A 24,121-nucleotide genomic window follows, 5' to 3' on the forward strand; every position below is an offset into this window, starting at 1 on the left:
TCTTCCAGACAGAGATTTGTCAGTAATTGCAACAGAAGGTAATGGTTGCGATCGCAATTATTTTCTGTTTGGGTGGACACCTCAAGCCGAAATCTGGAACTGTCGTTTAGCAATCATTGGCTTCCTTGCCTATTTACTTTGGGATTTAGCCAGCTATAGCGTCCTACGTGACGTTTAACATCTGATCGGCTATTAAATAGAAATTAAACGCCTAAAAAGCTACTAAATTTTGGAGAAACAAATGGCAACTAAAGAAACTCGTCCTTCTACTGATTTACCGCCTGTTGCTCCCGAATACAACGGCGTAGACCGCAATGCTTTTCTTTTTGGCTTTACTCCTCAAGCCGAAATTTGGAACGGTCGCTTGGCAGCTATTGGCTTTCTTGCCTATTTACTGTGGGATTTAGCCGGCTATAGCGTCCTGCGTGACGTTTTACATTTGATTGGCTACTAGAAATTAAACACCTAAAAAGCTACTAAATTTTGGAGAAACAAATGGCAACTAAAGAAACTCGTCCTTCTACTGATTTACCGCCTGTTGCTCCCGAATACAACGGCGTAGACCGCAATGCTTTTCTTTTTGGCTTTACTCCTCAAGCCGAAATTTGGAATGGTCGCTTGGCAGCTATTGGCTTTCTTGCCTATTTACTGTGGGACTTAGCCGGTTATAGCGTCCTGCGTGACGTTTTACATCTAATTGGCTACTAGATAGAAATTAAACACCTAAAAAGCTACTAAATTTCGGAGAAACAAATGGCAACTCAAGAAACTCGTCCTTCTACTGATTTACCGCCTGTTGCAGCATCATACAACGGCATAGATCGCAATGCTTTTCTTTTTGGCTTTACTCCTCAAGCCGAAATTTGGAACGGTCGCTTGGCAGCTATTGGCTTTCTTGCCTATTTAGGGTGGGATTTAGCCGGTTATAGCGTCCTGCGCGATGTGCTACACCTGATTCAACATTAGTGATAACTGAGGAGTTATCTCCAGAACAAGGGGCAAAATCCCCTTGTTCTTCTCACTAATAAAACTTACGCAAAAATCGCCCAAAAGCTTAATTTGTCGAACCGCCAAGACGAGGCAGTGCGTTGGGCGGCTCTGCCGACTTGAAGCAACTGCCGTGCCAAGAACGCCAAGAATTCGTGGAGTGTGCGTAAGTCCTAACTAAGCTTGTTTTGTGCAGTTTCACAAAGAATTGGTATATTCGTCCTTATACCATTTACCATCTGTTACTAAAGCTTAGAACCGCGTCGCTCGTAATGCTTTTCTGTTTGGTTGGACTCTTCTCGAACTTTAATTGGTTACATAGCAGCAAAAAAGCCACTTAGTTATAAGTGACTTATATATGATTACAATTGGATAAAAATTACTGAAATTATCAACAGCGATTATTCATCAATACAACTGGGAATACCCAAAACGGCACAGGGAAAATTAGAACCTAATGCCTCAATCATCGGATGATTAATAGATTGGCAACCGAGAAACAGAATATCGGCAGCTTCTGATTCAACAACTTTCTTAAGTTCTGTGGAAATGCAGCCAAACCGTAAATGAGATTTAAAAGAACCCTGCCATTCTTCAGCCAGACTCCGGGCTTGCCAAAGAATCATATCTGCTTGTTGCAGGGGAGTTACTACTGTCTGCAATTTGGGTTGAGTTAATACCAATGTGACAGACTTTGATACTTCACTGACTTGACACTCTAATGAAGGCTGTTGTATTGGAAAACTCAAGATATTTGCATACTGGCTGCTCTGATTGTCTTCTAGCACATGAACGGCTTGAACTGTAACTTGTGCATTGGTGGCTAAACGCGTTTGATGGGCAATCCAGAAAGCAATATCTAGTGCCGTATGACTGTTAGGAGATGCGTCATAGGCAACAATTAAATTAACTGCTTTTGCTTGTTGAGGTTTTTTAGAAAAAGGTTTTTTTGATTCTGGCAATAGTACCATTTGTTCAATTAAGTCATTTCGACCTGTGGCACTTTGCAGACGTGCTAACATTGGCTTGATTTGCACAGCTTTACTTCTCCCAATGAAATGAATTAACAATGAGAAGCAGGGCGACAAATTTTGGATTTTGGACTTCGGCTACGTTCAGTCGAACGATTTTGGATTTTAGATTGAGTGACGATAACCAAAATCTCAAATCTGAAATTAGTCAAGGAAACCCCAATAATAACTGTATTACAGCCAAGGTGTTGGGGGTTCCTTCCATTGCCTACGGAGTTAGCTGACGGGCTAAGACTGGAAGGTGTCTCTCGTAAGATTAGCCCCAAACATTGGTTCCTCCGTTCCAAATCCAGCTTTCATGAATTTGAATTAGGCTACCCACTAAAAAAATGATAATCTAATTTACTCGTCTTGGGCAAAATATCGGTCAAGGAAATCTAAGGCGTAGTTGCGGAATTCAAAATATTCTTTTGAGTTTCACGTGGCGGCGCGAGCTTCTTTCAGAGGAGCTACGCTAACGCGTGGACGCTCAAAAGGAACTTCCAATATCTCCCCGATACTAGCAGCCGGGCCATTAGTCATCAAGACGATGCGATTGGACATATAAATTGCTTCATCTACATCATGGGTAATCATCATCACTGCTTGCCGATTATTTTCCCCAATATCTAATACTTGCCGCTCCAATTTGCTACGAGTTAGTGCATCTAGTGCCCCAAAAGGTTCATCCATCAGCAACATTTTAGGACGAATTGCTAAAACTCTAGCAATACCTACTCGTTGTTTCATCCCTCCAGAAATTTCATCAGGATATTTGTCAGCCGCCGCCGTCAAGTTTACCATTGCCAAGTGTTGATTTACAATGCTAATTTTTTCAGATTTCTTAGCATTTTTTAACACTTCATCCACGGCTAAACGGATATTTTCTCGCACTGTTAACCAAGGTAACAGCGAATAGTTCTGAAATACCACCATCCTTTCGGTTCCTGGCTGACGAATTTCTTGTCCATTTAGCCTAACTGAGCCGGAAGTGGCTTTTTCTAACCCAGCTACTATCTTTAGTAGAGTTGATTTCCCACAACCTGAGTGACCAATTACAGAAATATATTCATCTTCACCAATCGTCAGATTAACCAATCTAAAACGACAAAATTATCTTTATCAGGTGTCGGATAAGACTTGACTAAATTTTCAATTTCCAAAAATCCAGGGCGGGGCAGAACTTCGCTCTGGGTATTAATAAATAATGAGGTATATTCCATCATCAAATGCTCCGGAAATAATTTAGTCATCAGTCAATATTTGAACTTGCAATTTAAGACATGAAAAAGTTAGTGGGAGCGTTAGCCCTGATGGCAAAACTATTGTCATGGCTGCACACAAAGGGGCGTGCGCCTTCGGCACCAATTCTGGCGTTGGTGACTGCACCGGATACTACGGGTGAAGCATCCAGGCGACCAAAAATTAAACCATCGCGGGAAGTCGCCCAACTGGCTTCGCAGTTGAGTGTGACGTTCAAACCATATTTGCGGAAGAAGCCTTTTTTCCAGCCGAAGTAAAAGCAACTGTATTATGATAAGTGTTGTTTATTTCAATACCTAAATCAAGTGCTTACCTTTGCTTTTCAATAATTAATAAAATTTATAATTTTTTAGATTTTTAGCTGCGTTGTGAGTAAACTCATTGCACAGACAGCTAAACAACAATAGTCGAGTCAGGCATCAAGTTCGTTACCTGCTTTTTTAACATTCCTTAATAAATATTATTATATAATTTACAAGTTTTATATATAGATCATTAATTCAGTAAAAAAAACAGATAAAATCTATTTCTTTTGGTAGGTGAACTAAATCACTAAATTTTGTAAAAAACCACTGCACTCGCTAAACTAATTGCATATGGAAGTTTACTCATCTATCTCTCAGCTGAATTTAACAAAATGGATTTTAGTCAAGTACTGGCTGAAAAAACGGACACCATCATAGATAAATGGATTGTAGCAGTTCGCAAGGATAGACGGATTGAAAGTGCTGATAACCTATCTTATACAGCGGTAAAGGATCATATTCCTGATGTTTTGAAAGTAATGGTAACGGTGCTTTCCAAATATCAGGATAATGATATTAAGTCAATAGTTACTGCTAGTTTTCAGCATGGGGCTATTCGAGCGGAACAAGGTTTTGATCCAGCAGAAATTGCTAGAGAATATCATTTGCTACGAACAGTAATATTTGATGCTATACAACCAGATTTATTGAACGGAACACCTGTAGAGATAATTCGTTCTATGCGTTTGATTGACGCTATCATAGACGAAGCGATCGCTCGGTGTTTCAAAAGTTATGTTGAGGAGCGGTTGCGAGAATTACAGCAGTTGCAGTCATCACTAACACTCCATAATCAGGAACTCACATGCTTGATTAGTGCCAATCAAGAGTATCTTTCGCAACTAGCCCACGAATTGAAACATCCTCTAACTTCCATTATCGGTTACTCGGATCTGTTTTTACGCCAACAACGACGAAAGACACAGGTGAAGGACACCTCTGCTAATTTAGAACATATTGAGCGGGTACTACGCAATGGTAGACAATTACTCCACCTAATCAATGATGTATTAGAACTTTCGCGGTATGACGCAGGACAAATAAAGCTCCACCTAGCATCCACTGATGTGCGTGAATTAATCAATAATGTGTGTGAAATGTTGGAACCTTTAGCTGCTGGAAAAAATTTAAAAATCGTAGTAGATTGCGATCGCGCTCCCAAAGAATTAATTACAGATTCTTTTCAATTCCAACAAATTGCTACAAATCTTATTAGTAATGCGATTCGCTATACAGAGTTGGGGACTGTTATTATAATGTGTCAGGTGTTGGAGAACCAGAGATGGGCGATGGCAGTTTGTGACACTGGAATTGGCATTGCACCCGAAAACCAAGCCCAGATATTTGAACCCTACTTTCGCGTCAGTTTTAGCGATCGTCCCTATCTCCCTGATAGCACAGGATTGGGATTAGCGATCGTTTCCCGCTTGGTGAAACTACTACAAGGTACAATCAACCTAGTATCCGAAGTGGGTGTTGGTTCTACCTTTACGGTAATTTTGCCTTTAGAAATAGAGAGTTGATTTCGCGCCAAGACGTAAAATTTTCTCTGCGCCTCTGCGTGAAATCAAAAAACATTTTTACAATAAACCTTGTTTTTTCAACTTATCTAGCGCATCCTCAGCAGCAGCTTTCTCTGCATCTTTCTTATTGCGTCCTTTACCTTCTCCGTAAATTCTTCCATCTACCAATACTTTTGCTATAAATTCTGGCGCGTGAGAAGGACCTCCTATGTGTTCTGTGAAATATTTAGGAGGAGTTGGGGTAACATTACGTTGCACCCATTCTTGAAAGCGATTTTTTGAGTCTACATTAGAACGAGACACAATTATATGCTTAGGATCTACAGAATCAAATAGCGGTTCTATAATTGCGCGAACTGCTTTAATGTCTGAATTTTTATCCAAATAGTAAGCACCAAGGACTGCTTCAAAAGTGCTACTAAGCAAATTAGGATTTTGGTAGCCTCCGTCTCGAATAGCGCCTTTTCCTAACCGCATCCTAAAGTCTAAACCTACTTCCTCGGCGAACTTTGCCAACTGCTTCTCATCTACCAGCGCCGAACGCCGCCGCGTTAATTCATCTTCTCCCATTTCTGCGTGACAATTATATAGATACTCGCCACTTAAGAAATTCAGCAAAGCATCACCGAGAAACTCTAAGCGTTCGTTATGTTCGCCTTCTCCAGGGTTTTCATGGACATAAGAACGGTGAGTAAGCGAACGGCGGAGAAGTTTTTCATCATGGAATATCAGAAGTTTGTGCATTTTTATCTTGTATCTTGTTGCAGAAGTTGACTGTTGAGAAACTATATAAGTGTGATTTTATTCAAATATGAAAAAACCGCAAACTGTGATGTATTGATAAAACCCAGTTTTATACTCAACTGGGTTTTTCAAACATCCTCTAATGGTCAGCGCTTACACTGTCATGGAATCAAATTTATCTTCATCGCCCTCATTAACTGTCAATAAAATTACAATCACTCCCTAAACACCACACGTCAAGGCACTAAGACATAGTGCGACAATATCTCTTTTTTCACACTATGAGTCACTGCGGGAGATTTAATGCTATGCATTTCCAAGTTTTAAATAAATAAAGTCAACAAGCTCCTTAATAGTCATAGATATTTTGCCATCGAATTCTTCATCGGGAATTTCAATGTCAAATTCTTCTTCTAAAGCCATTGATAACTCTACCCCATCTAAGGGTTTCATTCCAAGCGAATTTTCTGGATAGGAACATTGACTAAAATCTAAAACAGAGCCATAGACTGTAGTGACATGATCATATTCCTGTCCTAAAAAAAGAGTATCATCTAGGTTTATATCTTCATCCTGTATTGATAAGGTCTCCAAGATGACTTTCTCAACTCTTTTAAAAATCTCTTCATTTGACAATTGAACTTTGTTATCCTGCTTATCTGGAATTTGCATATCTTCAGGCAAGCTTACTTAATAAGCATAAAGTTCTCTACCGTCGCTTTCCTTTGGTTTAAGTCTCAGCCGTAGAATTCCTAGTTTCCTAGCAAGTTTCGCGTCATCCTTTCCCCTGAACATTCACCCAAACATCTTGTCTTCCCGTTGAAAGTCTAGTCAATCAGTTGACTTGACATTGGGCTAAATATTCAGCCGAAGGGATGACACGAAGCTCGGCAGGAAACTAGGAATTCTGCTGCTGAGACAACACCAAAAACCTGCGCTTTAGAGTGCGGTTATTTTGCTGTCGTTAAATATACATTGCCATACTTTATACTAGATGTCAATAAGTTATTCATGAAGATTCTTCAAAGCGATCACCCATATCCATCAAGTTAAAAAATCATCTATGCAGAAGTGTTGAATGTTAAGAAATCTGCTATCAAAATAGCCGAAAATATTTTGAAATTTGGGCTAACTTTTTAAATATAATGATTATAAATTAATTTTTACAGATTGTAAAAAATATCCTTACCCCTTTGCCTAAAAATGATTATCCAGTTTTGAATAGCCGTCTTATTGTTGAGTGTTGGTTAGTTTATGCACTGGATAATAGTTGAACGAGTATGCATGATTTTTTAAAAAAATCGAATTAGACATCTGGTGAAAAAAGAGACGTAGCACTGCTACGTCTCTACAAGGGTTCTGGATAAGCTATATTTAATTCCTGAGATGTCTTATTCGACTCTATGGTTAATCAATGGGGTCAGCACCGATCGCACCAATAGCTGCTTTAGCGATCGCGATATCCTGCTCAACGGTGCCACCACCGACGCCAATGGCTCCTACATGCACGCCACCAAAACGGATAGGCAGACCACCCCCAAGATTGGTTAACAAATTTCCAGATGCTAAAGGTAATGCCACTGCTAGGTTATCTGAGAATGTCCCAGTGGGGCGGCGGATTGAAGCAGCGGTTTGGGCTTTGCGTTTGCTGGTTTCGATGCTATGGGGAGTTGCCCCATCACCATGCACAAAGGCAATCAGAGTCAAAAACGAGTTGTAAACAGCAATAGATACGCCAACTCCGAGACTGCGGCTTTCTTTTAAAGCAGCTTTAGCAGCTGCTAGTGCCGTATCAACTGTGATTAATTCAACAGTTCTAGTAGACGCAGATCTTTGTACCATGATTATTAACTCGCGACTCCAACCGTTTGCCGTTCTCGCCGTGCGACTTCTGCATGTACTAAAGGAATGACATCACGCCCATAAGCGATCGCATCCTCTAAGGGATCAAAGCCCCGGATTAACAAGGTAGTCACACCCGCATCGTAGTAATCAACTAAAGCCTCTGCTACTTGTTCTGGTGTACCCACTAGAGCTGTAGTGTTGCCTGCCGCACCAGTAGCTGCTGCGATCGGTGTCCATAGCCGCTTATCGTAAACTTCATTTTTGGCTGCAAAATCCAGCAGACGTTGTGACCCTACCGCCTGGGGTCTAGCTGGGGTAGCTATTTTCGCCCCTCCTCGCAAGTCTTGAATTCGCGCTAAAATGCTATGTGCTTTCTCCCAAGCCTGTTGTTCTGTAGCACCAAGAATAGGTCGCAGGGAGACGCTGAAGCGAATGGAACGACCGGGTGGTAAGGCAGCACGTACCTCTGCTATTCGTTCTTTAACTGCGGCAATTGGCTCACCCCACAAGGCGTAAACATTACTGTGTTTAGCTCCTACCTGTACGGCTGGGCCAGATGCACCACCAAAGTAAAGCGGGATGTGGGGCTTTTGCAGCGGCTTGATCGCCGAGAAAGCATCCTTGATGCGGTAAAATTCACCTTCGTAATCAAAGGGAGTGTCGCTTGTCCAGATGCGACGAAGGATTTCTAAATATTCATCGGTGCGGCGGTAGCGGCTGTCATGATCCAGCCAGTCGCCATCTTTCTGCTGGTCAGCATCACTACCGCCAGTAATAATATGTATTGCTATCCGACCGTTGGTAAAATGGTCAAGGGTAGCTGCCTTGCGAGCTGCCAAAGTTGGAGCCACAAAACCCGGACGATGAGCAATCAAAAAGCCCAATCGCTCGGTTGCTGAAGCTGCGAAACTAGCAATAGTCAAGCCATCAGGGCTACTAGAACTATAGCCAATCAATACTTTGTCAAAACCTCCTTCTTCATGGGCTTTGGCAAATTCACGAACATAAGCTGGATCAATGATGTCATCGCCCAGACTACCTGCTGCACTATTTAATTCCGAAGCTGGTTTTGTCCGGATCAATCCAATAAATTCAACTGGCATAATTAATTCTCCTGAAAATGTTGGGGACAAGGGGACTGAGGAGCAAGAATTTTAGATTTTAGACTTTCCTGCGAAACGCTACGCGTAGCTTGCTTCTCCGTTCGCAAAGCGTCTCGTAGAGAAGGAGTACGGCTACGCTCAGTCGAACGATTTTGGGTTTTAGATTGAAATTTAATCTAAAATTATTAATCCAAAATCCAAAATTGAATTGCCCAATGCCCAATACCTAATACCTAATCAAATAAATCTGGTTGGTCGTGGGTAATTTCATCCCACAAATATTGGAATCCACCCCAGCCTGCTTGGTGAGTACCACCGCGTTGTTGTATCTTTAAGGCGATGTCGTGGTCAATCAGGATGGGTTTTCCTACGGCTTCTGCTAGCAATTGCGCCTTAGCAGTATCCTCTAACCTGATGTACCACCAAGCGGCTTCATCCACACTGTGTCCCACGGTCAATATTCCGTGGTTGCGTAAAATCGCAGCTTTGCTTTTGCCTAGTCCCTGAGCAATGCGTTTTCCTTCACTTGTCTCTAATACAATGCCTGTAAAATCATCAAATAGAGCATGATCTTGGTAGAAAGCACAGGAATCTTGGGTAATCGGGTCCAGCAACCGACCCAAAGTTGACCAGGTTTTGCCGTAGAAGGAATGGGCATGAGCCGCTGCGATGACATCAGGGCGGGCTTCATGGATTTGAGAGTGAATGGCAAACGCTGCTTGACTTACTTTGCCTTCACCTTGGACTACCTTACCTTCACTATTCACTAGTATCAGGTCTGATACCCGAATGCGACTGAAATGTATCCCAAAGGGATTGACCCAAAAGTGATCCGTAAATTCAGGATCACGGGCAGTGATGTGTCCTGCCAATCCTTGAGCAAAACCCAAACGTGCAAATACCCGAAAGGCTGCTGCCAAGCGTTCTTGGCGATGGCGACGCTCCGATTCAATGGAGACGAAGGTTGGTGATTGAAAGGGATTGCTGGGGCGGACGAGAGAAGTTTGCACCATAATTTTCAACTCCTACGGATGAATTAGGTAGATAGTGCTGCCTCAGTGCTGGTGGGAGCGTCAAGGTTTGTCCTATAGACATCGCTTCACCATTAAACTAGCGACACAACAAATCATTTATGGTTATGGCTCAATAGGCGATCGCAGTTTTTACCACTGCAAATACGTATTGTTCAATCAATGTCCAGTGGACAACGCTACAAATAACTTTTAGCTGATAACCGTAAATACGTTACTAATTACTTGATATCAGATTTTAAACTACCTAGTAACAACAAATTTTTTAACTAGAATAGTGATACTATCAAATAAACTACGGTAAATCAATCTGTTTACAGTTGTTTAAACTATAATGAAGTTATCACAGTTCATTTAAATAAGCAAGCTCAATATGGAGTTCTGCTGGAAAATATACTTGAGAAAGTATTATCTCTGTTGTATGGAGACTATTGCGATTCGTTAAGCTGTGGAGCGATCGGTGAAATTTGCGATGCCTACGGCGGTAAACTAGGCACCGTTTTTTCGATTATTACTAGGACTAATCCTATTTAAGGTTTTGCACAAGGCGATCGCAAACATGGTCTGTTTCAAGCATCAAGATGCCGTAAAGTTGTTGTAGACTTGATAGCAATAAAAAAACAGATCGTGATTGTCCTAAAGAGAACGCATCTAATTATCTTGACAAAGTGCTATTGATATGAATCTCTTTGAAAGAAATATGTTGATGCCTGGAAAGTAGCATCAGGATGGTGCTGCTTGAGTCTGATTCCCCCGATCATAGAGTGCGATCGCTGCTTTGTTGCATTGCCTGATCCCAAAGTGTTATCAGTAGGTTGTTTATTGCCTTTTGAATAAGCGTTTTACGATAAAAAACGTTATATTCCGTATTCTTCGTTTTACAAATAGGAAATAAGCAGTGTTACCAAAGAAGCCTACCGCTAGCAATCAAACTCAACGCTGGACATTTGCTCAACTTTTTGCACTGGTAAAACGTAATCCCCTGATGATTTCGCAGTGGGTAATCCACTGGGTAGTTGTGGGGACTGCTGGTGGTCTATTTGCTGCGTTGTATTGGAATATTTTAGAATTTTTAACTCACCATCTGCAACGATTTGAAGGTTTTAGCCTCCTGATAGTGATGCCACTAGCCGGTTTAATTATCGGACTGGTGATTGATTTCCTGGGAAATCCCGGTGAAATCGCCATGATTGTTGATAATATCCATTTTAGTGGCGGACGTCTAGATGCTCGCAAAAATCCCTCAATGATTCTTGCTTCGCTAATCAGCATATCGGCAGGCGGTAGTGCTGGCCCAGAAGCACCACTAGTACAAGTAACAGGTTCTTTTGGTACTTGGGTTGCTGATCGCTTAAAACTCCAAGGTGAAGACATCAGAACTATGAGTTTAGCAGCGATGGCAGCTGGCTTCACTGCCTTGTTTGGCGCACCTCTTGGTGGTGCAATGTTCGCCTTGGAGATTTTACACCATGAGCATATTGTGGAATATTACGAAGCCTTGATGCCAGCCATTGTTTCAAGTTGCGCTAGTTATCTGGTATTTGCAGCAATTACACATTTGGGAATCGCGCCAACTTGGCATTTTCCCCAGTACCACCTAGAAAAAATTGATGATTTTGCGATCGCTATCATATTCGGAATCATTGGGGCGGTGGCGGGATGGATTTTTATGGGCATTTTTCGGGGCTGCGATTACTTGTTTGCTCGAATTCCGGGACGCATTTATGTACGCACAACATTAGCAGGATTTGGGCTTGGCACTTTAGCAGTTTTATTACCCCTAACCCGTTATTTTGGACATGAAGAGTTAGAGTCAGTCCTCACTACTGGCTTTGGTGCTATTTTTCTCTTAACTCTTGCTCTTGGTAAAATGGCTGCCATTAGCATTACGGTAACAGGTGGGTGGCGCGGTGGATTCATTATCCCCCTATTTTTCACTGGTGCTTGTATTGGTAAAGCAGTAGCAGTCTTAATTCCAGGACTTAATCCCGCCCTTGCCATGATTTGTACAATGGCGGCTGTCAATGCAGCCGTAACGCGCACACCTATAAGTACGACTTTGCTACTGTCAAAACTGACTAACTTAAGTCCTTTGACGCCAATCCTCTTTGCCAGTTTAGTTGGATTTTTTCTTGCGCCCAAAGTTCCTTTAATTGCATCTCAACTGAAGTCCCAGAAAGAAGCTACTGAATTAAAGGGTAGCTAGCTAATGTCGGTAAGAAGAACCAGGCACTCGCATTATATTCAGTTTGATTTATCGCACGCAATTATTTTTAGCGATCGCTATCCTAATCATCAAATTACTTGTTTACATATCTTGTTTGTATTCTTCCAACAATTGCGGAATGTGATCATACCCATCTACACCAATAATCGCAATGATTTTAGGGCGATGTTGCTGTAAGAACTTTTGGAAAGCTTCTGCCCCTATTTGTCCTTGCAAAATTGTCAGTAATCCTGCCGGTTGATGCCACTCACTAGAAGCAATTTGCTCTAAAAGATACATTCCTAAGCAGCCTGTGTAAACAGTTTTTTCAGAATTTTGTAGATGATAATAAGCTTCTGCCAAATAAGCTAAGTTCCGCCCTTGGAGATACAAATCACCGGAAACTTGCGCTGTTTTAAAGCCATCTTCGAGATATTTAATTGCCGTTTGGTGTTCTCCAATTACTAGATAGGCAATTCCTAAACTGCTGACACATAAAGCTTTACTTTGAATATCGCCTAATTTTTCTGATAATTTTAAACCTTGTTCCAAATAGTTAATTGCGGCTTCATAGGTTTCTGGTTCTAAGTTTTCCAATTCCTGAGCCTGCATGACTTCGCTATAACCTAAATTTACCAGCGCGTTGGCTTCTCCTGTTCTATCGCCTGCTTGCCGACTTAATATTAATGCCCGTTGACTATAGTTGATTGCCTCAGCATAATTTTGCAGTTGCACGCAGGTACGGCTGAGGTGGTTGAGATTGGCTATTTCACAGGGGCGATCGCCTGCATTCCTAGCTATCTCTAACGCCTGCTGATGAAAATCAATTGAGCGCTGGTATTGTCCCATAGCACGCTGAGAATAACCTAAAAGGGTTAAAATCCGCGCCTTTTCTTGGGTTCCCTCACCTCGTCGCAATGGTTCATCCAAATAATCGAGGGCATCTCGCAAAGAAGTGCCAGTAAAGGAGGCAAAAATCCCGCCGTAAAAGGGAAAATACGGACGCTGGGCAAAGGTTCGCAAAATCTGGAGCATAATTTGAGAACAGGCATCGCCGTATATTGTCCCAATGCTGCCAAAACCACTTGCTAACTGACTCCAAATCACTGCAAAAGTCAAAAAAGTGGAAATAGACAACTTTGGCCCCGCCTTCACATCGTAAGCTTGTTGGTCAAACCAGTTAATTAGTCCCCGTTGCAAGTACTGTAAAATCAATGCCATTTCTACCCAATCTCTAAGGGTAATCCCCCGTTGTCGCTGGGCAAACTCAATTGCCGATTCTTCCATCGCTAAGGTGCGAAGCAGTGCTTTGGGTAACTCACTATTGAGTTGTTTAGCCCAACTTGCCCAAGGGCCACGTTCTCCGGGTACGCCGCCAAATCCTAAAGCTTCTTTTTGCTCGTACATCCAACTGAGCAAGTTGTCTTGCAATCGCTGCCAAGAAGCTAAACCACGGGTAATACCTTCGGAAAATTGTTCTAAATCAGAATCTACCTGAGCAAATTGCTGTAATGCTTTTGACAATTGCTGTAGCTGTTGCAAATTTAGCGGATACTTCTGATTGGGATCAGTAACCCGGATAAATGCCGCCAGCCGCTCGTCAGCAGAGGCGGTGGTAATTTCTGTAACTGCGGAGGCGATCACAACTGTTGCTTTGTTTTGCTCTTGCCAGCGTTGCCATTGACTTTGAATGGTCTTAATGGCTCTCAAACTCCGAGTCGCCTTGCCTTTCTTGAGTTCGTCTTTTTCACTATCTATTTGGCTTTGGAGGGCATTCAGGCGATCGCTCAAAGCTAGCTCAAAGACTTCCCCTGTACCGGAAGTGATTCCTTTAAGCAGCATTTGATACACCATATCAACAGAGCTAATTTTGCCCTTGAGGGTGGTTTCGACAATTTCATCGATTAAGGCAAGATAGCGATCGCGCAACGGGAGAGATTCTGACACTTTGGCTATTATAGAACGTCACGTCAATTCTAATTCTAGTCTTCACAGAGGCGCAGGAGTGGGGAAAATCGGGAATTTCAGTAGTTCAAAAGTTTTCCAGAAGCTTTATCAGCCTTTCATTTGAACTAGGAAACACAATCCACTGAAATCAGCTGATGATTTCTTGCTCATTTACCTCAGTTCTTGATGGACTTTCCTGTGAGCGCGATTACTCGCGATCTCCAGCCTCAAAAACATTGGCTGAAACCTTTATTTTTCAGTTATTTTTGTGAAATACTGAACTTTTTAAAGTATCTTAACTCTTTTACTAGTAATTTTTTTATTTGTAAAAAACAACAATATATCGAAAGTTTATTATTATCTTTAACAGTAATTTTTAAAACTAAATAAGTATAAAAAATTATTTACCCCCCAAGTAGTGGCTTGAAAACCCTAGAAAGTATGATTTAAATGGGCTAATAATGTGATAATTTGTGCTTCTATGTAAGTAAAGATAATTTTAAAATACTCTAAAAGTAATGTTTGTAACAAAGGCAAAATCCTCAGAAGTTCTTAACCCTACGCCAACCCCCAAAGCAACCAAATTAATATCATTACTGGGCAAGTTAATGCATTTGTTTTGTACTGGAAAAAATCGAGAGAATCTTTAATGACCAATCTATTGCCGGATAATGATGTAAACATTTTAGTAATTGGGGCGGGAGTAAGTGGTTTAACAACCGCGATATGTCTGAGAGAGGTAGGTTTTAGAGTTGTTATTGTTGCAGATCGTTTTGCTCCAGATTTAACCTCTATTGTGGCAGGTGCATTATGGGAATGGCCACCAGCAGTCTGTGGTAGTCATGGTGCTCCCAGATCCCTGGAACGCTCTAAAGACTGGTGTATGACTACCTATAATAAATTCAAGAAAATACACGCAGAGTTTGGTTCAGAAGAAACAGGACTTTATTTGAGGGATGCGTATTTTTATTTCAAGGATGTTTTGGAAAATCGACCTGATGACCTTCACAAAATGAATGAGTTGAAAGATAAGGTTGATGGATTTGAAAGAGGCTTGCAGATTGTCAAAGAAACGATTGATTTGAGTTTTAAAGGAGGTATAAAAGATGCTTATAAACACATGGCTCCGGCAACAAACACCGATATCTACATGAAGTGGTTACTTCAACAGGTAAAAGATATTGGATGTGAGATCATCCAGGAAAAAATCACTGTCAATGTAGTTCAAAATGAACAAAAACTACTTCGTCGTTTTAATGCAAGGGCAATTGTTAACTGTGCTGGACTAGGTTCGATCGCAACTACAGGGGATACTTCCATGTATCCCTTGAGGGGCGCACTTGTCAGGGTTAAGAATCTCGGTGGAGTTGTAACAGACGCTCATTGTATTTCCCATGAACAATCTTCTTCAAGTGAGCAAGACATCGTTTACATAGTTCCTAGAGGGGATGATTTAGTGGTCTTGGGAGGATTAACGCAGCAAGACCAATGGAATACAGACCTATCTCTTGAGGTTCCAATTATCCGACAGATGTATGATGGCTGTTTGGAGTTTCTACAGGAATTAAGAGAACTCCCACTAGATGAAAAGGAGCCTATTAGGACTGGTTTACGACCATTAACAGAGGAAAATGTTTGTGTGGAAAGGGTTTTAAACACCCACGTATTTTATAATTATGGACATGGAGGGTCAGGAGTAACTCTGTCATGGGGATGTTCACAAGAAATTGTCCAGTTGGTACAAGAAATGCTCCGCGAGGAGGCAAATCCAGTTGCCTTTTCTAGTAGTAAGATAGATAGCAATAAACAGACTGTCTTTGTGCTGCATGATATGCTTGCCAGCAAAACTGATTTTAGGCATATCCGATCAGATAATAGAAATCTGGTTTTACTGTGTAGTAGACAAGGACTCAGTGAAGTTATACCCTCCCAGTATCAACACTTGGATCTTGTGCAGATTGTAGAACCTTATAATTTGCAAAATCTGCTCCAAACCTATCAACAGATTAAGACTGAGTATAAACTTTTGGATGACAACTGTCGGATTGTTACCAATGATCAGTATTCAGTGCTGTTAGCTGCACAGTTGCGTGAAGCTCTAAATCTGGTAGGCGATCGCCCAACGATGATCCGCCAGTTTACCGATAAGAGTTACCTCAAATCTACCCTCAAAAATTCCCTGATTCGGGTGCCAAAGTATCTGATTTTTGCTCAAGACCAATACCGTAAAGAACCAGTTTCATACTTAAACTTTGTTCTAAAAGAACTAGGTAATCACATCTTTATCAAGCCAGTTACTGGAGCCGGAAGTGAAAAAACCAGAAGAATTTATACTGTTGATGAATTGAAAGACTGGTGTGACAGCAATGTAGATTCAGATGAAGAATTTGAATTCAATGAATTCATTAAAGGTCAACTATACAATACAAGTGTTGTTATCAAAAACGGTCAACCTTGTTATTTTGCTGCTTGCAAGCAGTATCGACCTAATGATGAGTTCATTTATGGTCATCAAATCGGCAATATTATTATTAGAGAAGAAGATCCAGAATTTCATAAACTTTGGCAATTTTCAAGTGATACGCTACAAAGTTTAGAACACTGTTATCCGAAAAATGGTGTACTCAATATTGATTTATTCTTAGAAGAAGATAGCGAAGAACCGATTCTGATAGAAGTAGCTGCACGCACCCCTGGAGGGCTTGTATCAAGAATGTTTGACATATATCAAGGGGTACGTCTAAACGAGTTACATCTCCAATTACAGATTGGTGATTCTCCTGACATCATTCTTAAGGATAGATTCGAGTGGAAGTATAGTGCTTCTTCGATTCATCCCAAGCAGAACGGTGTTGTCACAGCAATTGAGAAGCCAATTCTTGAAAGTGATGTGGAAGTTTCTTGGCAGATTTATTTAGAACAGAGACTGAAAGGATCACAAAGTACAAGGGATGTTGCGATCGCTATTCTTTTGAGCAATCATGACTATTCAACCCTTAAACGAGATTATGAGGTAGCCAATTCTACCAATTTCTACAATACTAAGTAAGGATTTTTTCTAGCAGGCTGAAGCTATAGCAATCCAATTTGATTTGTAAAAAAATCTAAGTATATGTAGGGGAGCAAGCCGTCTGGGCGGGTTTTCCGACTTGAGCGGACTGGCGTTGTGTTATCGCCCTTGAGTACGGCACTTAAAATCCGAGGTGGTGCCAATATATTCAGCAATGCCCCTAAAGGAGATGATGCAACGATATCCCCTTGAGGAGCAAAACTTGTCAATTCAGTTGTTCCTAAACTTTCGGATTCCTAGAACAGGAATTATCTAGGATTAATGTGGCGTCTAATCCCCCATCCTGGATTGACAATGGCGGCTAAATCTTCTTCAGACAATTTGCTGATTTCACTGTCCAATTCTTCGACAGTGAAATCATAGCCTTGCTCTTGAGCAATCTTGATGAAGGCTTCTGGATCAGCTGTTACTTTGAGTCTTTGTTGTAATGCTTGATCTTGTTTTACGGCTTGAAAAAGTCGGGTAGCATTTTGCTGTGTCATGATAGTCTATCTCCTGTTTTAAATATCAGGTTTGAATGTAGTAATTTGACTCCTGTGGATTTACTAAATTCTGTGAACAACTTTTAGATTAAGCGTGTAAGTTTAATTTTAAAACAAAGAATAAAAATGTGTTGATTCTGATAAGAAAATATAAGTTTTAGTCTAAATATTTATGTTAATTTGTAAAAGTCAGCCCTAAGATGGAAGCAGTCTTTAACTAAAAAGTATTGATTCTGAATTGTAAATGCACCTGACATTTTTTGCATGGGTGATCAGCCATGACGGCTTTTGGTAAATGAAAGCTTGACTTGACACCTGTTAATAAAATAGGATATTAGATTGTCTGTCTAATTCCTGCTCGGATCAGGTAGACATATTACAAAAGCTGGTAAAAGCCTCTCTATAGGAGATAATAACCAGCTACCTGTACGGCAACCTTAAGGACAATTCCATGACCTACGCAATTATTGAAACTGGCGGCAAACAAATACGAGTAGAGCCAGGGCGGTTTTATGATATTGAACTGCTTACGACCGAACCAGATGAAAAAGTTACAATAGACTCCGTATTACTCGTGCAGCACGATGGCGAAGTCAGCATTGGACAGCCACTAGTGACAGGTGCGACTGTAGAAGGGACTGTAATGCGACATTTCAGGGGTCGTAAAGTCCTGGTATACAAAATGAAGCCGAAAAAGAAAACCCGCAAAAAGCGGGGGCATCGTCAAGAAATTACCAGACTTATGATTGACTCCATCACTCTTAACGGTGCAGTATTTGCTGCTCAAGGAGAACCGGAGAAGGAGACCCCTGTCGTAGATGACACTCCTGCCGAAGAAGTTGAAACCGCTGCTGAATAATAAAAAGAAGTAGATACAAAAGAGGAAATTATGGCTCATAAGAAAGGAACAGGTAGTACACGCAACGGTCGTGATTCTAATGCCCAACGTCTGGGTGTCAAGCGTTATGGCGGTCAAGTTGTACGTGCAGGAAACATTCTCGTACGTCAGCGCGGCACCAAATTTCACCCTGGTAATAATGTCGGTATTGGTAGCGATGACACTCTGTTTGCCTTAATCGACGGTGTTGTAACGTTTGAGAGAAAGGGCAAAACCCGTAAAAAAGTTAGTGTTTATTTACCCGTAACCGCTGCTGAAGCAGCCCCTGCTGAGGCAGTAGCAAGTTAAAGTAGTTTGGGTGGGTAACAGTGCCCACCCTACTGGCTAGTTGATAGTCAGATTTGCATAAATATTCCCAATAGTTGCTTAAAAGCTGCTTTTTTCCTCTCTCGCCCATAGATTAGTATCAAAAGCATCAAAGCCCATAGGTTATTCACTAACAAAATATTACACAAAGAAATTGGATTGTGTAGCTTGCCGCCGTAGGCATCGTTTATAAAGTCTTAGCCACCAATTTTTGTCAAGCTTTCGGATGATTGCACTAGATCGCCACAGTGTACTATAGCAATCCTGTCTGATTTGTGAAAATGAACGAATCGCCTTCTCTACGAGACACTACGTGTAGCGTCTCGTTAGAGAAGAGCGCCAAGAAGAGAAATAGAAAAGTTCATAAATCATTTAGGTAGGACTGCTATAGTCACAATAATATCAGTGCAATGAAGGCATTCCTAATTATGCTAAGTTGTGTTTATTCACTTCAGAATCAGGTTTACCTGAGAGAATACTTAAATTAGGCTATAGCTTTGAGCTACCATGATTACCTGAGAAAATGCTGAGAATCAACTAAATTTTCTCAAGGCATAAATTTATGAAAATCATGGCTTAGTTTCAATCAGCTCTCAGTTTTCATAGAGATACTTTGGATGTTCGGGATAACTCAAACATCAGTAGCAAAAGTCTGATGGAGTCCTTTATAAGAAGGCATCTTCTTTACCCCAATAGCCTTTATGAATCTGCTTGTAGCTTAATTTCCTCTGATCAATCAATACAAAAAGAACTATCCAAAGGACGAAGGAAGACTATTATGAACTGGAAAATACTTTGTTTAATTGCTGGTTTAAGCTTAACCACCAGTCTCACTGCTTGCTCTAGCACTCCTGCAACTAACAATCAAGTTGCTCCTGAAGCCTCTCCTGCGATGAGTAAAGATAAAGCTGGCGATGCGATGGGTAAAGATAAAGCTGGCGATGCAATGGGTAAAGATAAAGCTGGCGGTGCGATGAGTAAAGATAAAGCTGGCGATGCGATGGGTAAAGATAAAGCTGGCGGTGCAATGAGCAAGGATAAAGCTGGCGATGCTATGAAGCAATCCCCGGCTTCCAGCAAGCCCTAGCTACAACTAGCTTTCCATCTCACTTTTATTGTACTAAGTATAGGGGCTGCTTACCAGGAAAATCTTGAGCCAATCCCTATACTTTGGCACTTTGACTTTAACAGGAGAAATTCTGATGAATCACAACCTACTCCGCCGGCGTCAGTTACTTTTTTATCTTGGGTTAGGGATTGTCGGAATCGGTGCAGCCACAACATTTTCTAACTTCAGAAAAGTGAATGTCCCTTCTATCTCTCCTGCAAAAAGTGATAATACGCAAGACTTGGAAACTATTACGGTGAAAACTCCGGCAGGCAAGAGTTTGCCAGAGTTTCAGGATATCAGTCAGTGGCTTAATTCTGCTCCTTTATCGATCGCTGACCTCAAAGGTAGTGTTGTTTTAATCCAGTTTTGGACTTTTGCTTGTATTAACTGCCAGCGTACCCTCCCCTACATCACTAGATGGCATCGACAGTATGAGTCGCAAGGACTGAAGGTGATTGGCATCCACACACCAGAGTTTGCCTTTGAGCGAGATCCGAACAATATAAAAAAGGCGCTACGACAACACCAGATTACCTATCCGGTTCCGGTTGATAACGAGTATAAAACTTGGAACGCTTACGAAAATCAGTATTGGCCTCACATGTTTTTGGCCGATCGCCAGGGTTTACTACAATATGACCATATTGGGGAAGGGGCATATGAAAAAATAGAGCAAACTATCCGCCAGTTATTGGGATAGAAAGAATTATGACGACTTCTACTCTATCAACTAGTCTGGCTTTACTGGGGGGAGTTTTGAATGTGCTTTCACCCTGTGTTTTACCGATTTTACCTGTGCTATTAGGGCGATCGCTCCAATCACATACTTACGGCCCAGTAGCACTAGTAACAGGATTAATCGCTGGTTTTGCACTGGCAGGTAGTTTACTCGGTGTAACAGCAAGCTGGTTTACAGGCTTGGCTAATTTATTACGGAATGCAGCGATCGCACTCCTTTTATTTTTGGGATTACTCGCAATTTTTCCCACCTGGAGTTACCGAATATTTACTTACATTCCAATTGGCAATTGGGCTAAAAAACCTCGACGAATCGGACTTATGGGAGAGTTTTGGCTAGGGACTCAATTGGGGCTTTTGTGGACTCCCTGTGCTGGGCCAGTTTTGGGGGGAATTTTAGTCCTAGCAGCAGTTAATCATCAAGTCGCAGGTGCTTTTGGGCTACTAGTTGCTTATGGAATCGGAGCAGGTTTGCCTCTGTTGGCGATCGCCTACGGTGGACGAATACTCAGCCAACGAATCCTCAATCTCCGCTCTCATAGTGCAGCGTTGCAGCGCGTAGGTGGCGTAGCGATCGTGGCGAGTGCGATCGCTATTCTTCTCGGTTGGGATGTGCAGATACAACTTTGGCTAGCTCCATTCTTTCCTACTCAGCCTCTGTGAGACGTGCCAATTTTAGATTTTGGATTAGAAAACCCAATCCAAAAATCTGACTGGGAACAATCTAAGAAATGTGGATTAAACAAAATGCAAAACTTCAGTTTCGTAGGGTGTGTTACCGCGAAGCGTAACGCACCGAAAGTATTGGGATTGTGCATTATGCCCTTGGCTAACGCACCCTACGAAAGTTGCTCTTTATTAAATCCTGTTCCTAAAAATCTAAAATCCAAAATCCAAAATCCAAAATTGGTATGACCTCATCTAAACGCAAAGTTCGCTCAACACCAAGTCAGACTTTCCTCTCAAAGACCTTTCACTGGATAAATATCATCAGTCTCATCTTGATGATCACTAGTGGACTGCAAATTTATAATGCTAATCCAGTATTTGGCGGGCGTGAAGGTTGGCATTTTCCTGACTTTCTGTTGCTGGGAGGTTGGCTAGGGGGTGGCAGACATTGGCATTTCGCTGCTATGTGGCTGTTTTCGCTGAACTTACTTTGGTATGGACTTTATATCTTTATAACTCGTCGTTGGCAGCGTCGCTTTGCCGATCGCGGTGACTTAAAAGCATTGCAAGTCAGCCAGAATCCAAAGCGCAAGAACTATGCATGGCATCGGTTAGTTTATACTGCGATCATTCCAGTGCTGTTGCTGGCAATATTGAGTGGTTTAGCGATGTACAAACCTGCCCAACTACATTGGCTTTCCGGGCTGTTTGGTAGTTGGCAAAATCTCCGCACTGTTCACTTTATCACTGTTCCCACAGTCATACTGTTTACAATTGCTCATTCCTTACTTGCCCTGAAAGTAGGAAGCATCCGTCTAATTAAGTCTATGTTCGTGTAGAGGTTCCATGAGTCTGATTCTTCCCAAACGCACCCTATCCCGTCGGCGGTTACTGCAACTATCTGGACTTTCAGGCGTAGGCTTTCTTTTAGGTGGCTGTGGGACAAATTTGCTCTCAGATAATGTGTGGCAAATATCTGAGCCACTAAACCAACGTCTGGAAGCACTCCTGCTAAGTCAAAAACCAGTACCAGAATTTCCTGTCAGTGCCATAGAAGCAGACAAATTGCTGATTAATACCTTTGACTTCACCCCGCAAATTGATCCGGCGCAGTTTCGGCTGAGGATTGATGGTGAGGTTAGTAATCCGATGCAATTGAGCATGGCAGATATTCACAAACTTCCCTTGACTTCAATGGTAATTCGCCATATCTGTGTTGAAGGCTGGGCTGCGATCGTTGAATGGGGAGGCGTGCGATTACGAGACTTAGTAGCGCTGGTACAGCCTAAGTCAAACGTTCGCTATGTCTACTTCAAATCAGCTGATGGCTATTATGAAAGCTGGGATCTAGCCTCTGCTGTCCATCCGCAAACTCTCATGGCTTATCAAAAGAATGGACAACCTTTATCAGTTGATAATGGTGCGCCGATGCGCCTAGCATCCCCAATTAAACTAGGCTACAAGCAAAGCAAGTGGGTGACTCAAATTACCTTCGTCAGCAATTTGTCACCTACTAAAGGCTATTGGGAAGATCAGGGCTATGAGTGGTTTGCAGGGTTATAGTCAGGCGATATGCGACTTATTCTTGTAATATGTCATTGCGATCGCAACGAAGTCGAGTTATAGCTATTTTCAGGTAGATAGACCACGCGGTAGGGGCGCAAGGCCTTGCGCCCCTACGACAGATGTGGTTAAAATACTTGAATTCTGCTGTAAGCAATCGTCAGGGTTTGAGATTGCCACGGTGCGATCGCAATTGACTTGTGTTTAACGGCAGATGATATCATTGCGATCGCCTCAAGAAAAGCGATCTGTTTTCACCAAAAAAGGCTACAGCATTAATCTGGTAGCCTTTTCAAGGTATTTTGTATTCCTGCAAAAGTCGAATGAACTGATGCTCATTAATTTGCTCAGGGTTTTTCAATGAGAACATCAAAGACTCATTAGCCTGTGATTGCGATCGTAATGTAGTGCAGCAAAGCAATCACAAGGACTCAGAGATTGCTTCATTCTGCTTTGCTCCCGCAATGACAATTGGGCATTTTTATTACTTGGACTACTCTAACGGAGCTAAAAGCCTCGTTGACGGAGCTAAAATACTCGTGAACGGAGCTAAAATACTCGTGAACGGAGATAAAATACTCGTTGACGGAGATAAAATACTCGTTGACGGAGATAAAATACTCGTTGACGGAGTTAAAATACTCGTGAACGGAGATAAAATACTCGTGAACGGAGTTAAAAGACTCGTTGACGGAGATAAAATACTCGTTAACGGAGCTAAAAGACTCGTTGACGGAGATAAAATACTCATTAATCTATCTCAATTAGCTCCCTATCCCGTTCAGCACTCAAAGTACTGTGCTAATAGCCTAAGTCCACTCAAGTGGACTGCAATTAATCTCAAAAAATTGCTTAAACCAATTTACAAAAACCCTGATACATATACATATTTCGTAGGGGCACGGCATTGCCGTGCCCTTACCAACGTATTTGTATCATTATTAAAGTAAATTTGTATTAGTCCTCTTTAGAGGAGTTAAGCTATTAGACTAGGATTTCAATCCCACGCGGGTAATGCAGCCGATGCAGATTACCTAAATTACTGAAACCAACGCCAGACAAAAGCAACCATTCTCCTGAACTAAGGCTGACGATTCCGCCGCAAGTCTTCCAGATTTTCACGAATGGTTATTGTATTGGGATGATTTGCCCCCAACCGTTTTTCAGCAATCTCCAAAGCTTCGATGTACAAAGGTTCGGCATCGCTGTACCTTCCCTGTGAATCGTAGAGGAATGCCAAATTGTTCAGGCTACTTGCCACATCGGGGTGTTCATCCCCCAGCAGGCGTTTTCTCATCGCCAAAGCTTCGATGTACAAAG

26 protein-coding genes, 3 pseudogenes and 1 riboswitch are annotated in these 24,121 nt (G+C 41.7%); of the genes and pseudogenes, 17 read left to right on the top strand and 12 right to left on the bottom strand.

The window, feature by feature from the left end:
* The first annotated feature begins 16 nt into the window (after positions 1 to 16).
* The 4 genes from V7K35_RS05050 to V7K35_RS05065 all read left to right on the top strand — a co-directional run bounded on the left by V7K35_RS05050 (position 17) and on the right by V7K35_RS05065 (position 966).
* Positions 17 to 178: a high light inducible protein gene (locus V7K35_RS05050; protein WP_335076898.1), complete on the top strand. Its 162-nt coding sequence runs from the start codon at positions 17 to 19 to the stop codon at positions 176 to 178.
* A 63-nt stretch (positions 179 to 241) separates the two neighbouring features.
* A complete protein-coding gene (locus tag V7K35_RS05055) occupies positions 242 to 454 on the top strand; it encodes a high light inducible protein (protein WP_335076900.1) in 213 nt (70 codons plus the stop codon).
* A 41-nt stretch (positions 455 to 495) separates the two neighbouring features.
* Complete coding sequence (locus tag V7K35_RS05060) at positions 496 to 708, top strand: high light inducible protein (RefSeq protein ID WP_335076900.1); 213 nt, start codon at positions 496 to 498, stop codon at positions 706 to 708.
* A 45-nt stretch (positions 709 to 753) separates the two neighbouring features.
* Positions 754 to 966, top strand: coding sequence for a high light inducible protein (locus tag V7K35_RS05065; RefSeq protein WP_335076901.1), 213 nt, complete (start codon positions 754 to 756; stop codon positions 964 to 966).
* Positions 967 to 1,388: 422 nt separating this feature from the next.
* On the opposite strand, the gene V7K35_RS05070 is transcribed toward V7K35_RS05065, so the two are convergent.
* From V7K35_RS05070 to V7K35_RS05080, 3 genes and pseudogenes are all read right to left on the bottom strand, one after another.
* Positions 1,389 to 2,009, bottom strand: a complete 621-nt coding sequence (locus V7K35_RS05070) for a universal stress protein (protein WP_334794238.1) — start codon at positions 2,007 to 2,009, stop codon at positions 1,389 to 1,391.
* A gap of 199 nt (positions 2,010 to 2,208) precedes the next feature.
* Positions 2,209 to 2,344: riboswitch (cyclic di-AMP (ydaO/yuaA leader) on the bottom strand.
* A gap of 16 nt (positions 2,345 to 2,360) precedes the next feature.
* Positions 2,361 to 3,220: pseudogene (locus V7K35_RS05075) on the bottom strand (ABC transporter ATP-binding protein).
* Between the two features lie 100 nt (positions 3,221 to 3,320).
* A pseudogene (locus V7K35_RS05080) lies at positions 3,321 to 3,519 on the bottom strand (ABC transporter substrate-binding protein); the annotation flags it as partial.
* Between the two features lie 378 nt (positions 3,520 to 3,897).
* Between V7K35_RS05080 and V7K35_RS05085 the strand changes: the two are divergent.
* Positions 3,898 to 5,088 (top strand): sensor histidine kinase, encoded by a 1,191-nt coding sequence (locus tag V7K35_RS05085; protein WP_335076903.1) that lies wholly within the window; start codon positions 3,898 to 3,900, stop codon positions 5,086 to 5,088.
* A 57-nt stretch (positions 5,089 to 5,145) separates the two neighbouring features.
* On the opposite strand, the gene rnc is transcribed toward V7K35_RS05085, so the two are convergent.
* Both rnc and V7K35_RS05095 read right to left on the bottom strand, forming a co-directional pair.
* The gene (rnc, locus tag V7K35_RS05090; protein WP_335076905.1) at positions 5,146 to 5,832 is read right to left on the bottom strand and encodes a ribonuclease III; all 687 of its coding nucleotides are present in this window, start codon (positions 5,830 to 5,832) and stop codon (positions 5,146 to 5,148) included.
* Between the two features lie 306 nt (positions 5,833 to 6,138).
* Positions 6,139 to 6,468, bottom strand: coding sequence for an acyl carrier protein (locus V7K35_RS05095; RefSeq protein WP_335076942.1), 330 nt, complete (start codon positions 6,466 to 6,468; stop codon positions 6,139 to 6,141).
* Between the two features lie 533 nt (positions 6,469 to 7,001).
* Here V7K35_RS05095 and V7K35_RS05100 point away from each other — a divergent pair.
* Positions 7,002 to 7,103: pseudogene (locus V7K35_RS05100) on the top strand (IS4 family transposase); the annotation flags it as partial.
* Between the two features lie 136 nt (positions 7,104 to 7,239).
* On the opposite strand, the gene V7K35_RS05105 reads toward V7K35_RS05100, so the two are convergent.
* The 3 genes from V7K35_RS05105 to V7K35_RS05115 form a co-directional block, all read right to left on the bottom strand.
* On the bottom strand, positions 7,240 to 7,674 hold the full coding sequence (locus V7K35_RS05105) for a GlcG/HbpS family heme-binding protein (RefSeq protein WP_335076907.1): 435 nt from the start codon (positions 7,672 to 7,674) through the stop codon (positions 7,240 to 7,242).
* 5 nt (positions 7,675 to 7,679) lie between these two features.
* A complete protein-coding gene (locus V7K35_RS05110; RefSeq protein ID WP_335076909.1) occupies positions 7,680 to 8,780 on the bottom strand; it encodes an LLM class flavin-dependent oxidoreductase in 1,101 nt (366 codons plus the stop codon).
* Between the two features lie 233 nt (positions 8,781 to 9,013).
* The gene (locus V7K35_RS05115) at positions 9,014 to 9,793 is read right to left on the bottom strand and encodes a class II aldolase/adducin family protein (RefSeq protein ID WP_335076911.1); all 780 of its coding nucleotides are present in this window, start codon (positions 9,791 to 9,793) and stop codon (positions 9,014 to 9,016) included.
* Between the two features lie 67 nt (positions 9,794 to 9,860).
* Between V7K35_RS05115 and V7K35_RS05120 the strand changes: the two genes are divergently transcribed.
* Positions 9,861 to 10,007, top strand: coding sequence for a hypothetical protein (locus V7K35_RS05120; RefSeq protein WP_335076913.1), 147 nt, complete (start codon positions 9,861 to 9,863; stop codon positions 10,005 to 10,007).
* A 702-nt stretch (positions 10,008 to 10,709) separates the two neighbouring features.
* Positions 10,710 to 12,017, top strand: a complete 1,308-nt coding sequence (locus V7K35_RS05125) for a chloride channel protein (protein ID WP_335076915.1) — start codon at positions 10,710 to 10,712, stop codon at positions 12,015 to 12,017.
* A 102-nt stretch (positions 12,018 to 12,119) separates the two neighbouring features.
* Here the strand turns inward: V7K35_RS05125 and V7K35_RS05130 are convergent, their stop codons facing one another.
* Complete coding sequence (locus V7K35_RS05130; RefSeq protein ID WP_335076917.1) at positions 12,120 to 13,964, bottom strand: tetratricopeptide repeat protein; 1,845 nt, start codon at positions 13,962 to 13,964, stop codon at positions 12,120 to 12,122.
* Positions 13,965 to 14,613: 649 nt separating this feature from the next.
* On the opposite strand from V7K35_RS05130, the gene V7K35_RS05135 reads away from it, so the two are divergent.
* Positions 14,614 to 17,013: an FAD-dependent oxidoreductase gene (locus V7K35_RS05135; protein ID WP_335076919.1), complete on the top strand. Its 2,400-nt coding sequence runs from the start codon at positions 14,614 to 14,616 to the stop codon at positions 17,011 to 17,013.
* Between the two features lie 23 nt (positions 17,014 to 17,036).
* On the opposite strand, the gene V7K35_RS05140 is transcribed toward V7K35_RS05135, so the two are convergent.
* Entirely contained in the window at positions 17,037 to 17,243 is a 207-nt protein-coding gene (locus V7K35_RS05140) for a hypothetical protein (RefSeq protein ID WP_335076921.1), read from the bottom strand.
* 39 nt (positions 17,244 to 17,282) lie between these two features.
* Positions 17,283 to 17,516 carry a Nif11-like leader peptide family natural product precursor gene (locus V7K35_RS05145; RefSeq protein ID WP_334794170.1) on the bottom strand — a complete coding sequence of 78 codons (234 nt, stop codon included), beginning with the start codon at positions 17,514 to 17,516 and terminating at the stop codon, positions 17,283 to 17,285.
* Positions 17,517 to 17,967: 451 nt separating this feature from the next.
* Between V7K35_RS05145 and rplU the strand changes: the two genes are divergently transcribed.
* The 8 genes from rplU (at position 17,968) to V7K35_RS05185 (ending at position 23,751) form a co-directional block, all read left to right on the top strand.
* Complete coding sequence (rplU, locus tag V7K35_RS05150; RefSeq protein WP_334794171.1) at positions 17,968 to 18,375, top strand: 50S ribosomal protein L21; 408 nt, start codon at positions 17,968 to 17,970, stop codon at positions 18,373 to 18,375.
* 30 nt (positions 18,376 to 18,405) lie between these two features.
* The gene (rpmA, locus tag V7K35_RS05155; RefSeq protein ID WP_335076923.1) at positions 18,406 to 18,702 is read left to right on the top strand and encodes a 50S ribosomal protein L27; all 297 of its coding nucleotides are present in this window, start codon (positions 18,406 to 18,408) and stop codon (positions 18,700 to 18,702) included.
* Between the two features lie 796 nt (positions 18,703 to 19,498).
* Positions 19,499 to 19,807 (top strand): hypothetical protein, encoded by a 309-nt coding sequence (locus V7K35_RS05160; RefSeq protein WP_335076924.1) that lies wholly within the window; start codon positions 19,499 to 19,501, stop codon positions 19,805 to 19,807.
* 64 nt (positions 19,808 to 19,871) lie between these two features.
* On the top strand, positions 19,872 to 20,531 hold the full coding sequence (locus V7K35_RS05165; RefSeq protein WP_335076925.1) for a thioredoxin family protein: 660 nt from the start codon (positions 19,872 to 19,874) through the stop codon (positions 20,529 to 20,531).
* Between the two features lie 8 nt (positions 20,532 to 20,539).
* A complete protein-coding gene (locus V7K35_RS05170; protein WP_335076926.1) occupies positions 20,540 to 21,232 on the top strand; it encodes a cytochrome c biogenesis CcdA family protein in 693 nt (230 codons plus the stop codon).
* Between the two features lie 248 nt (positions 21,233 to 21,480).
* A complete protein-coding gene (locus V7K35_RS05175; protein WP_335076928.1) occupies positions 21,481 to 22,077 on the top strand; it encodes a cytochrome b/b6 domain-containing protein in 597 nt (198 codons plus the stop codon).
* Between the two features lie 7 nt (positions 22,078 to 22,084).
* Positions 22,085 to 22,801: a molybdopterin-dependent oxidoreductase gene (locus V7K35_RS05180; protein WP_335076930.1), complete on the top strand. Its 717-nt coding sequence runs from the start codon at positions 22,085 to 22,087 to the stop codon at positions 22,799 to 22,801.
* 407 nt (positions 22,802 to 23,208) lie between these two features.
* Positions 23,209 to 23,751, top strand: a complete 543-nt coding sequence (locus V7K35_RS05185; protein WP_335076932.1) for a hypothetical protein — start codon at positions 23,209 to 23,211, stop codon at positions 23,749 to 23,751.
* A 131-nt stretch (positions 23,752 to 23,882) separates the two neighbouring features.
* Here the strand turns inward: V7K35_RS05185 and V7K35_RS05190 are convergent.
* Positions 23,883 to 24,121, bottom strand: a 239-nt coding sequence (locus V7K35_RS05190) for a tetratricopeptide repeat protein (RefSeq protein ID WP_335076934.1), incomplete at its 5' end; no start/stop codon positions are given.

This window comes from Nostoc sp., from assembly GCF_036917275.1.
Lineage (GTDB): Bacteria > Cyanobacteriota > Cyanobacteriia > Cyanobacteriales > Nostocaceae > Nostoc.